Here is an 11,750-nt window from a genome sequence, read left to right as displayed (position 1 = left end):
AGAAGGTTCGGTAGTCCGACTGGCCAGCGCCATGAATGGACTGCATCTTTCCCAGTTCAGACTCCAGGGCTTCATACTCACTCGAATACCGTATATCACCGCCAGCAAAACTTGTTTGCGAACAGGGTAGTTTGGCAAGTTCAAGATAATGAACGCAGAGTTTATCCGAGTATCCCATTTAGGACCGCACGCAATTAATCAAGGTACGAACAACAAACTAAGCAAACTTAAAATTCGCACTAGAATGTCATCTTGGCTTCGCTCGACTCGCCACGAAGTTCGCAAACCTTAGCCATGCCAATAACATTCAGCAAGCAATAACCACATACTTAAGACTTGTCCTACGGGCGACGTAAACTAAGGCATATGCCGGATATTGCGCAATAAAACCAGCCTATCGAATCGAATATCAGCGAAAATCAATTGCCAGGCGCCCTATCGGCATGAGCAATTAAATGCGCACTTATGCGCAATTAATACCCGACAAACCGCCTCCAAACCCTCAATAACTTTCTACATGCCGCGCAGACACTCAACGGACACCAAGTACTTATTGGTTCCCACACTTTCAGGCACGTTTCTTGTTATAGGCATTTCTCCAACCGGCGCAGTCGCCGGTGTGAACGACCTTTCAATCAGGCAAGGAAACCCGTCATGCCAACACCCGCGTATCTCTCTATCACCGGCGTCAAACAGGGTTTGATTACGGCAGGCACATTTACTCAGGACTCTGTAGGCAACACTTACCAGCAGGGCCATGCAGACCAGATCCTGGTCCAGGCCTTTTCCCACCAAGTAGTCGTTCCGCGGGACCCACAGTCCGGTCAACCAACCGGCCAGAGGGTTCACAAACCGCTGATGATCAGTAAGGTCTTCGATAAGTCATCACCACTCCTGTTCAGCGCCTTGACCAGCGGTGAGCAGGTCACGTGCCGCCTGGAATGGATGCGCAGCACATCTGCCGGAGCACAGGAGCACTACTTCACCATCGAACTGGAAGGGGCAACCATCGTGGACATCCAATCACGCATGCCCAACTGCCAGGACCCGAGCAATGCCCACTTCACACACTTGGAGGACGTGTACTTCACCTATCGCAAGATCGTATGGACCCACGAAGTGTCCGGCACGTCCGGGTCGGATGACTGGCGCAGCCCGGTAGCCGGTTAACCCGGCCCCACGCAGGAACGGGCGCCACGGACGGCGCCGTTTCTGCCAGCGGTTTAGACCATCGCCAGCGGATGCTTGCGCTTGGGCGCGCCGAAGACGCGGTCGATGGCGTCTAGATCATGCTCATCGAGCACCAGTTTGGCGGCGGCTGCGTTCAGTCGCACGTGCTCCGGCGACACAGCCTTGGGAATGGCGATCACGCCCTCTTGGCGCAACACCCAGGCCAGAGCGACCTGCGCCGGTGTGACCTCATGACGATGGGCGATCTGCTTGAGCGTCGCGCTGGACAGTAACTCACCGCCTTGCGCGATCGGGCAGTACGCCATCAAGGGCAAGTGATGTTGTTGCCACCAGGGCAGCAGATCGAACTCGATGCCGCGCTCTTCGATGTTGTAGAGCACCTGATTGGTTGCACAGGCTGGGGAGGCAAGCTCCTGCAGGTCTGCCACGTCGAAGTTGGAGACACCCCAACGACCGATCTTGCCGGCTTCGCGCAGACGCTCGAAGGCTTCAACGGTTTCTTCAAGCGGGTATTGGCCACGCCAGTGCAGCAAGTACAGGTCGATGTAGTCAGTGCCCAGCCGCTGGAGGCTGGCTTCGCAGGCCCGCGGCACACCCTTGTGGCTGGCATTGTGCGGGTAGACTTTGCTCACGAGGAACAACTGGTCACGTTTACCGCGAATAGCTTCGCCAACCACTGTTTCGGCGCCGCCCTCGCCGTACATTTCGGCGGTATCGATCAGGGTCATGCCCTCGTCGATCCCCAGTTGCAACGCCGCGACTTCGGCGCGGTGCTGGTCCGGGTTTTCGCCCATGCGCCAGGTTCCCTGGCCGATGACAGGGACGGGAACGCCGGCCAGATCAATAGTACGCATGACAACCTCCTGATGAGTTCGCGGGTTAACAGTGTGGCATTGGTCGGACAAAAGGGTTCAATCGAAGTATGGTTGCCCTTTGCCAAGTCGCGAGGAAAGACCCGCAATGCTGTTTATCGTGATGCTCGGGGGCAAGCACCCCAGGGCGAAAATCGAAGTTCACGATGTGGTGTTCGCCGCTGCGGATACGCTGGAAGCCACTTACCCGCAATTGCGCGACGGTTGGTTTGGCAGCCCCAAGGGCGTGCATATCGATTCCTGGATGGCCGTGGATGGCATCGACGGCTGGAAGGTCGAACTCAGCCACCTGGCGCCCCAGGCCGGCGCCCATCACTTGTACTTCATCAACCTTGGTGGGTACGAAGCGAACACCTTTGGCGAGGCCCATCATTACCTGCTGGTGGTCGCGCGCAACAAACAGGAAGCCACCCGCATGGGCAAGCAACAGATGCTGGGGCATTGGTCCCAGGGTCACACCGACGGCGTGCTGGATATCGATGACTGCCTGCCCATCGATCTGGTCGACGGGCGCTATCTGCACCTCGTCCAGGCACCACACCGGGCAATCCTGCAGCGCAACGACTATATCGTGCTGCCCTGAGACCGGCCGATCAAATACCGGGAACTTTGCCAGGAAATAACCGCCTGAATCCGGTACGCTCACCCTTTTTACTCAAGGAGTTACTCCCCATGGCCAAAGCCACCGCCCGTCACATCCTCGTTTCCACTGAAGACAAGTGCAACGAACTCAAGGCCCAAATCGAAGGCGGCGCCGATTTCGCAGAAATCGCCAAAGCCAACTCCAGCTGCCCATCCAGCCGTCAAGGCGGCGACCTGGGTTCGTTCGGTCCAGGCCAAATGGTTAAAGAATTCGACACCGTAGTTTTCAGCGCCCCGGTCAACACCGTGCAAGGCCCGGTGAAAACCCAGTTCGGCTACCACCTGCTGGAAGTCACCAGCCGCCAGGACTGATCCAGTCCACGCTGATGCGACAAACAACGGCCCGCCTTTTGGTGGGCCGTTGTGCATGTGATGACTGGCGACGCTGATGCCGTTAGCGTACAAATCCCTATTCCTGTTCTTCCGGCGTTCAAGACTGATAATGCGATTGGCCTTTTCGACTCTATTTCGCTCTACCCTCGCCCTGCTGCTGGCCAGCACCGCCGTGATCGCGGCCCCCCAACCGTCACTGACGGTGTACGGCGAACCGGCCAAGTACCCCGCCGGTTTTACCCATTTCGACTACGCCAACCCCAACGCGCCCAAGGGCGGCAGCCTGCGGCGCTCGGCCATCGAAATCGGACGCTTCGATCATGTGCTGCCCTATATCGACAAAGGCATCGGCGTGTCACAGGTTGACGGCTGGCTCTACGCGCCCCTCGCCCTGCGCTCCCTGGACGAACCCTATACGGTCTACGGCCTGGTCGCCGAAAAAATGGAGCGCGCCGAGGACGGCCTGTCTCTGCGTTTCTACCTGAACCCCAAGGCACGCTTTGCCGACGGCAAACCCATCACCGCCGAAGACGTACGCTACAGCTTTGATTTATTAATGACCCAAGGCAGCCTGCGTTTTCGCACACTGTTCGCCGACGTCAAGCACGTCGAAGTGGAAGGTGAGCGCCAGGTGCGCTTCGACTTTTCCAGCAACGAAAACCGCACCCTCCCCCTGGATATCGCCACCCTGCCGGTGTTCCCGGAGCACTGGTGGAAGACCCGTGACTTCGCCAATGGCGGCGGCTACGAAGCCCCACTGGGCAGCGGCCCGTACAAGGTCAGTAAGGTCGACTCCGGCAACACCATCACCTTTACGCGCGACCCTGACTGGTGGGGCAAAGACTTGCCCGTCAGCCGCGGCCTGTACAACTTCGATCACCTGAGCCTGGAGTTTTTCGGTGATACCGAAGTAGCCCGCCAGGTGCTGCGAGGCGGCGCCTACGATTTCAATCGTGAATTTTCCGCCACCGGCTACTCCATCGGCTACAACGGCCCTGCCCTGGACGATGGCCGCCTGCAACGCGCTCACCTGGCCAAGGAAATGCCGCAACCGGCCCAAGGCTATGTCTTCAACGTGCAGAAGCCGGTATTCAAAGACCGCCGCGTGCGCCAGGCCTTGGCAATGCTGTGGGATTTCGAATGGGCCAACCGGCAGATGATGCGAAATATGTACATTCGTCAGGAGAGTTTCTTCTCTAATAGCCCGCTGGCGGCTACCCAACTGCCCACCCAGGAAGAGCTGGCGATTCTTGAACCGTTGCGTGGGCAGATCCCTGACGAGGTGTTTACCCAAGTGTTCAAGGCACCGGTCACCGACGGCAGCGGCATGATCCGTGACAAACAGCTCCAAGCACTGGCCCTGCTGGAAGAGGCCGGTTGGAAACCCAACGGCGACAAGCTGGTAAACGCCGAAGGCGAACCGCTTGAGTTCACCTTCCTCAATGCGCAGGCCGGTCTGGAGCGACTGTTGCTACCGTACAAACGCAATCTGGCGCAGATCGGCATCACCCTTAATATCCGTCGCATCGACTCCTCTCAGTACGTCAACCGTTTGATGACACGGGACTACGACATGATCGTCACCGGGTTCCCTGTCACCACCTCGCCGGGCATGGAGCTGTACAACTACTTTGGTTCCAGCGCCGCTTTTGATTCGGGCGCAAACAACTACATGGTGCTCAAGGACCCGGCGGTTGACGCCTTGATCAAAGGTCTGGTCAAAGCCGACACACAGGCGCAGATGCTCACCTACGCCCATGCTCTGGACCGGGTGCTGCAATGGAATTACCTATGGATCCCCAATTACTACCCGCCCGGTACGTCCGCCGCCTGGTGGAACCGTTTCGGCCGCCCGGCCATCGAGGCCAAGAATGACGAGGCCCTGGAAACCTGGTGGGAAGTCAGCCCCACACCTCTGACCACTGAGCAGATGAATGCCGAACTGAAAAAACGCGGAGGAGCGCGCTGATGTTTGCCTATATCGTGCGGCGCCTGCTGCTGATCATCCCAACCCTGGTGATCATCCTGCTGGTGAATTTCGTGATCGTGCAGGCCGCCCCCGGTGGCCCGGTGGAACAAGCCATCGCCCACTTGCAGGGGATTGGCGGCGGCGGTGTCGGCGGCTCATCCGGCGAAGGCATCAGCAGCGGCTCGCGGTCCAGTCGGGGCCTGGACCCGAAGCTGATCAAGGACATTGAAAAACAGTACGGCTTCGACAAGTCCGCACCGGAACGCCTATGGCTGATGCTCAAGAGCTATGCCCAGTTGGATTTCGGCAACAGCTTCTTTCGCGGCTCGACGGTGATCGACCTGATCCTGGAAAAGATGCCCGTCACCATTTCCCTCGGGCTGTGGGCCACGCTGATCACTTACCTGGTGTCGATCCCGCTGGGGATACGTAAGGCGGTGCGCCACGGCAGCAGCTTTGATGTGTGGAGCAGCACTGCCATCGTGATCGGCTATGCGATGCCAGCGTTCCTGTTCGCGATGTTCCTGATCGTGGTGTTCGCCGGCGGCACCTCCCTGAACTGGTTCCCGGTGCGCGGACTGGTGTCGGAGAACTTCGAAGAACTGAGCACCGTGGGCAAGATCGCCGACTACTTCTGGCACCTGGTGTTGCCGGTGACGTCTTTGGTAATCGGCGGATTCGCCACCCTGACCATTCTCACCAAAAACTCGTTCCTCAATGAAATCACCCGCCAATACGTGGTGACCGCGCGGGCCAAAGGCTTGAGCGAACGACGAGTGCTGTATGGCCATGTGTTCCGCAACGCCATGCTGCTGGTGATCTCGGGGATTCCCCAGGCATTTATCAGCGTGTTTTTTGCAGGATCCTTGCTGATCGAGGTGATTTTCTCCCTGGATGGCCTCGGTCGCATGAGCTACGAAGCGGCGGTTTCGCGGGATTACCCGGTGGTGTTCGGTTCGCTGTTTATCTTCACCCTGTTCGGCCTTCTGATAAAACTCATCGGTGACCTCTGCTACACCCTGGTGGACCCGCGTATCGACTTCGCCGCGAGGAACGCCTGATGCTTAACTTGTCTCCCGTGGCACGCCGACGCTTCGAGCGTTTCAAGAAAAATCGCCGTGGCTGGTGGTCGCTGTGGCTGTTTATCGGCCTCTTTATCCTGACCCTCGGCGGCGAACTGATCGCCAACGACAAACCCCTGGTGCTGAGTTTCAAGAACGAACTGTATTTCCCGGTGTTCAAGCGTTACACCGAGCAGCAGTTCGGCGGCCAGCTGCCGTTCCAGGCCGACTACCGCAGCGACTATGTGCAAAAGCTGATCAAACAGGACGGCGGCTGGATGTTGTTCCCGCCGATCCCTTTCAGCGATGACACCCCCAACTACGAACTGACCCGCCCTGCCCCCAGCCCGCCCTCGGCGGTGAACTGGCTGGGCACCGATGACCAGTCGCGCGACGTGCTGGCGAGGGTCATTTTCGGCGCGCGGGTGTCGATCCTGTTCGCCCTGGCGCTGACGGCCATCAGCGCAGCCATTGGCATCGCCGCCGGCGCGTTGCAGGGTTACTACGGCGGCTGGGTCGACCTGATCGGCCAGCGGGTACTTGAGGTCTGGTCCGGTCTGCCGGTGCTGTACCTGCTGATCATTCTGTCGGGTTTTGTCGAGCCCAATTTCTGGTGGTTGCTGGGGATCATGGCGCTGTTTTCCTGGCTGGCCCTCGTGGACGTGGTGCGCGCCGAGTTCCTGCGCGGGCGCAACCTGGAGTACGTCAAGGCTGCACGGGCGCTGGGCCTGGGCGATGGCAAGATCATCCGCCGACATATCCTGCCGAATGCGATGACCGCCACCTTGAGTTACCTGCCGTTTATTTTGACCGGCGCGATTTCCACCTTGAGCGCCCTGGATTTCCTCGGCTTCGGCATGCCGGCGGGCAGCGCATCCCTGGGCGAACTGATCGCCCAGGGCAAGCAGAACCTGCAAGCGCCATGGCTGGGCCTGACGGCGTTTTTCACCTTGGCGCTGATTCTGTCGCTGCTGGTCTTTATTGGCGAGGCGTTGCGTGACGCCTTCGACCCACGTTCATGAGTGAGTCCCTATGAACCTGATCGAAATCCGCGACCTCAGTGTCGCCTTCAGCGGCCAGACCGTGGTGCGTAACCTGAGCCTGGACGTGCGCCCCGGCGAGTGTTTGGCACTGGTGGGCGAGTCGGGCTCGGGCAAGTCGGTGACGGCCCATTCGATCCTGCAATTGCTGCCCGAAGCCGGAACAGCTACCACGGGCTCGGTTAAGTATCGCGGCCAGGAGTTGATCGGCGCGTCGACGGCGACCCTGCAGAAACTGCGCGGCAACCGTATCGCGATGATCTTCCAGGAGCCCATGACCTCCCTCAACCCGCTGCACAGCATCGAAAAGCAAATCGGCGAAACGTTGCTGCTGCACAAGGGCATGGGCGGCAAGGCGGCGCAGGCGCGCATCCTTGAACTGCTCGAACTGGTGGGCATCCAGAAACCCCAGGAGCGCCTCAAGGCTTATCCGCACCAACTGTCCGGCGGCCAACGCCAACGCGTGATGATCGCCATGGCCCTGGCCTGCGAGCCGGAGTTGCTGATTGCCGACGAACCCACCACCGCGCTGGACGTGACCGTGCAGCGCAAGATCCTGCTGCTGCTCAAGTCCTTGCAACAGCGCCTGGGTATGTCGCTGCTGTTGATCAGCCATGACCTCAACCTGGTGCGCAGCATCGCCCAGCGCGTGTGCGTGATGCGCGCCGGGGAGATTGTCGAGCAGGCTGACTGCGAGACCTTGTTCACGGCGCCGCAACACCCTTACAGCCGCCTGTTGCTGGACGCCGAGCCGTCCGGCGATGTGCTGTGCAGCGATCCGCGCGAGACCGTGTTGGAAGTGGATGACCTGACCGTAGAGTTCCCCCTCGGCGGTGGGCTGTTTCGGCGCAAAACCTACCTGCGCGCCGTGGATGGCATCAGCCTCAACGTGCAGCGCGGCAAGACCCTGGGGATTGTCGGCGAGTCCGGCTCGGGCAAATCCACCCTGGGCCAGGCGATCCTGCGCCTGCTGGATTCCACCGGCAGCATCCGCTTCCAGGGTGAAGCCCTCGACCCGCTGAACCATCAGCAAATGCGCCCCTGGCGCAAACAGATGCAGGTGGTTTTCCAGGACCCTTACGGCAGCCTCAGCCCGCGTATGTCGGTACAGCAAATCATCAGCGAAGGCTTGGAAGTCCACGCGCCGTGCAGCCTCGCCGACCGCGACGCGCAAGTGATCCAGGTGCTCAAGGACGTGGGCCTAGACCCCGCCAGCCGCCATCGCTACCCCCATGAATTCTCCGGCGGCCAGCGGCAACGCATCGCCATCGCCCGCGCCCTGGTGTTGAAACCCGCGCTGATGCTGCTGGACGAACCGACTTCGGCGCTTGACCGCACGGTGCAAAAACAGGTGGTTGCACTGCTGCGCGAGCTGCAGGAAAAGTACGGCCTGACCTACTTGTTCATCAGCCACGACCTGGCCGTGGTACGCGCCATGGCCCACGACATGATCGTGATCAAGGACGGCAAGGTGGTGGAGCGCGGCGCGAGCCATGATGTGTTCGAATCGCCACAACATCCCTACACCAAGGAGTTGCTGGCGGCGGCGTGCGGGCTGTCGACATGAGCACCAGCCTCAAGGACTACCAACAGGTTCGCGGCCTGGCGATCCAGTCGCTGTTCGAGATCATCGAGCAGTCCAGCGAAGGCACGGTGATTGTCGACCGCGACGCCAATATCGTGTGGATGAATGAGCGCTACGCCAAGCGCTTCGGCCTCAAAAGCGCTGACGAAGCCATCGGCCAGCCGTGCGAGCAGGTGATTTCCAATAGCCTGTTGCGCCAAGTGGTACGTAACGACCAGCCGATCCTGCTGGATATCCAGGACACACCCAAAGGCCCGTTGGTGGTGATGCGCCTGCCGATCCACAACGACGCTGGCGCGGTGATCGGCGCGATTGGTTTCGCGTTGTTCGATGAACTGCGCAACCTGTCGCCGTTGATCGAACGTTACCTGAGCATGCAGCAGGAGCTGGCCTCCACCCGCTCGCTGCTGCGCTCACGCCAGAGCAAGTACAACTTCGCGCACTTTATCGGCACCAGCGCCGCCAGCCTTGAGGTCAAACGCCGTGCCCGGCGCAGCGCGAGTGCCGAGTCGCCGGTGTTGTTGCTCGGCGAAACCGGCACCGGCAAGGAGTTGCTGGCCCAGGCCATCCACGGTGCCTCGCCACGGGCGCACAAGGCGTTTGTCAGCGTCAACAGCGCGGCGATTCCCCACGACCTGCTCGAAGCCGAATTCTTCGGCACCGCGCCAGGCGCCTTTACCGGCGCTGATCGCAAGGGCCGTCCAGGCAAATTCCAGATTGCCCAGGGCGGCACGCTGTTCCTCGATGAAATCGGGGATATGCCGCTGCCGCTGCAAAGCAAATTGCTGCGGGTGTTGCAGGAAAAGGAATTCGAACCGGTGGGTTCCAACGAGATGCTGCACAGCGATGTGCGGGTAATCGCGGCGACCTCCATGGACTTGGAAGCGGCGATCAAGCGTGGTGAGTTTCGCGCCGATTTGTATTACCGGCTGAATGTGTTGCCGATCCACGTGCCGCCACTGCGTGATCGGTTGGAGGACATTCCGGCAATGAGCGAGGCGATCCTCGAAGAACTGCGCAGCCAGCATGAGCTGGACCGCGAGGCTTTGGCGCTGTTGGCACAGCATGCGTGGCCGGGGAACATCCGTGAGCTGCGTAATGTGCTGGAGCGGGCGGCGTTGCTGAGTGATGACTTGGTGTTGAATGCCACGGACATTCGCGCGGCGATCGGCACGTTCAGCCCGGTAGAACGCGGGGTGGTGGACACGGTTGAGGGTGAGACGTTTGCAGCGGCGCGGGAGCGGTTTGATCGACAGCTGATTGCGACGGCACTTAAGGCCTGTGACGGCAACGTGGTCGAGGCGGCCACGCGATTGGGGCTGGGACGGTCGACGTTGTACAAGAAGATGGTGGCTCTGGGGATCGCCCAGTCTCCAAACAGAGACTAAATTCTCCAGAAAAAGACGATCCATGTGGGAGGGGGCTTGCCCCCGATAGCATCAGGTCAGTCAACACATGTGCTGGCCGATGCACCGCTATCGGGGGCAAGCCCCCTCCCACATTTGATCTTCGCTTGTCTCGAAATTGAGACAAAACCCAAAAACACTCGAAAGAAATTAAAAAATATCCATATATTTCAATAACTTGAAAATATGGCACACATCTCGCTATAGCCCTCCCCACAGTTTCAACCACAAAAATAACAATCCGATGGAGACACACCATGAGTGTGATCATTGCCCTGGCCGCGCTCGCGCTGCTGATGCTGGCCGCCTACCGTGGCTATAGCGTTATCCTGTTTGCCCCCATCGCCGCCCTTGGCGCGGTACTGCTCACCGACCCGTCCGCTGTCGCCCCCGCCTTTACCGGGGTGTTCATGGAGAAAATGGTCGGCTTTATCAAACTGTATTTCCCGGTGTTCCTGCTCGGTGCGGTCTTCGGCAAGTTGATCGAGTTGTCGGGGTTCTCGCGCTCCATCGTGGCCGCTGCGATCCGCTTGCTTGGCACGCGTCAGGCGATGTTGGTGATCGTGCTGGTCTGCGCCCTGCTCACCTACGGCGGCGTATCGCTGTTTGTGGTGGTGTTCGCGGTGTACCCGTTCGCGGCGGAGATGTTCCGCCAGAGCAATATCCCCAAGCGGCTGATTCCGGCGACCATCGCCCTCGGCGCATTCTCGTTCACGATGGATGCCCTGCCCGGCACGCCGCAGATCCAGAACATCATCCCCAGCACCTTCTTCAACACCACCGCCTGGGCGGCGCCGTGGCTGGGGTTGATCGGCACGATCTTCGTATTCTGCACCGGCATGCTGTACCTGGCGCGGCAACGCAACAAGGCCCAGCGCGCGGGTGAAGGCTATGGCACTGAGTTGCGCAACGAGCCTGAGACCGCCGAAAACCTCACTCTGCCCAACCCGTGGATCGCGCTGTCGCCGCTGATCCTGGTGGGCGTGATGAACCTGTTGTTCACCCACTGGATCCCGCAGTGGTACGGCAAGACCCACAGCCTCAGCCTGCCGGGCATGAGCGCGCCAGTGACCACTGAAATCGCCAAGCTCACCGCGATCTGGGCGGTGCAGGCGGCGTTGCTGGTCGGGATCTTGATGGTGCTGGCCTTCGGCTGGTCGGCGATCAAAAGCAAGCTCGCCGAAGGTAGCAAAAGTGCAGTCAGCGGCGCCTTGCTGGCAGCAATGAATACCGCGTCGGAATACGGTTTTGGTGCGGTGATTGCCTCGCTGCCAGGCTTTCTCGTGCTGGCGGACTGGCTCAAGGGCATCCCCAACCCGCTGGTCAACGAAGCAATTACCGTGACCCTGCTGGCCGGTATCACCGGTTCCGCGTCGGGCGGTATGAGCATCGCCCTGGCGGCCATGTCCGAGAGCTTTATTTCGGCGGCCCATGCGGCCAATATCCCCCTTGAAGTGCTGCACCGGGTCGCGGCCATGGCCAGCGGCGGCATGGACACCCTGCCCCACAACGGCGCGGTGATCACCCTGCTGGCGGTGACCGGCCTGACCCACCGCGAAGCCTACAAAGACATTTTCGGCATCACGATTATCAAGACCCTCGCGGTGTTCGTGGTGATCGGTACTTTCTACGCCACCGGCATTGTGTGAGG

Annotated in this window: 10 protein-coding genes and 1 pseudogene; 9 read left to right on the top strand and 2 right to left on the bottom strand. The window is 60.0% G+C overall.

Annotated elements, in window-relative coordinates; all coding sequences use genetic code 11:
• Window positions 1-10: 10 nt before the first annotated feature.
• Window positions 11-178, bottom strand: a pseudogene (locus ACKZ62_RS12415) (type VI secretion system protein TssA); the annotation flags it as partial.
• Window positions 179-654: 476 nt separating this feature from the next.
• On the opposite strand from ACKZ62_RS12415, the gene ACKZ62_RS12410 reads away from it, so the two are divergent.
• Window positions 655-1,170: an Hcp family type VI secretion system effector gene (locus ACKZ62_RS12410; protein ID WP_032886529.1), complete on the top strand. Its 516-nt coding sequence runs from the start codon at window positions 655-657 to the stop codon at window positions 1,168-1,170.
• A 53-nt stretch (window positions 1,171-1,223) separates the two neighbouring features.
• Here the strand turns inward: ACKZ62_RS12410 and ACKZ62_RS12405 are convergent, their stop codons facing one another.
• Window positions 1,224-2,045, bottom strand: coding sequence for an aldo/keto reductase (locus tag ACKZ62_RS12405; protein ID WP_447096747.1), 822 nt, complete (start codon window positions 2,043-2,045; stop codon window positions 1,224-1,226).
• Between the two features lie 106 nt (window positions 2,046-2,151).
• Between ACKZ62_RS12405 and ACKZ62_RS12400 the strand changes: the two genes are divergently transcribed.
• From ACKZ62_RS12400 to ACKZ62_RS12365, 8 genes are all read left to right on the top strand, one after another.
• Window positions 2,152-2,646 carry a DUF1543 domain-containing protein gene (locus ACKZ62_RS12400; RefSeq protein ID WP_095184548.1) on the top strand — a complete coding sequence of 165 codons (495 nt, stop codon included), beginning with the start codon at window positions 2,152-2,154 and terminating at the stop codon, window positions 2,644-2,646.
• Between the two features lie 89 nt (window positions 2,647-2,735).
• Entirely contained in the window at window positions 2,736-3,017 is a 282-nt protein-coding gene (locus tag ACKZ62_RS12395) for a peptidylprolyl isomerase (protein WP_005788801.1), read from the top strand.
• A gap of 130 nt (window positions 3,018-3,147) precedes the next feature.
• Window positions 3,148-5,007 (top strand): extracellular solute-binding protein, encoded by a 1,860-nt coding sequence (locus tag ACKZ62_RS12390; protein WP_447096746.1) that lies wholly within the window; start codon window positions 3,148-3,150, stop codon window positions 5,005-5,007.
• Window positions 5,007-6,068, top strand: a complete 1,062-nt coding sequence (locus tag ACKZ62_RS12385) for a microcin C ABC transporter permease YejB (RefSeq protein WP_032886533.1) — start codon at window positions 5,007-5,009, stop codon at window positions 6,066-6,068. The genes ACKZ62_RS12390 and ACKZ62_RS12385 overlap by 1 nt, the downstream gene beginning before the upstream one ends.
• Window positions 6,068-7,090, top strand: a complete 1,023-nt coding sequence (locus ACKZ62_RS12380; protein ID WP_034104518.1) for an ABC transporter permease — start codon at window positions 6,068-6,070, stop codon at window positions 7,088-7,090. Before ACKZ62_RS12385 ends, ACKZ62_RS12380 begins: the two co-directional genes overlap by 1 nt.
• Window positions 7,091-7,100: 10 nt before the next feature.
• Entirely contained in the window at window positions 7,101-8,675 is a 1,575-nt protein-coding gene (locus tag ACKZ62_RS12375; RefSeq protein WP_095184546.1) for an ABC transporter ATP-binding protein, read from the top strand.
• Window positions 8,672-10,081, top strand: a complete 1,410-nt coding sequence (locus ACKZ62_RS12370; protein WP_447096745.1) for a sigma-54 interaction domain-containing protein — start codon at window positions 8,672-8,674, stop codon at window positions 10,079-10,081. Before ACKZ62_RS12375 ends, ACKZ62_RS12370 begins: the two co-directional genes overlap by 4 nt.
• Before the next feature lie 275 nt (window positions 10,082-10,356).
• The gene (locus ACKZ62_RS12365) at window positions 10,357-11,748 is read left to right on the top strand and encodes a GntP family permease (RefSeq protein ID WP_032886537.1); all 1,392 of its coding nucleotides are present in this window, start codon (window positions 10,357-10,359) and stop codon (window positions 11,746-11,748) included.
• Window positions 11,749-11,750 lie beyond the last annotated feature (2 nt).

Source organism: Pseudomonas sivasensis, assembly GCF_052938085.1.
This window is presented reverse-complemented; position numbering and strand designations above follow the sequence as displayed.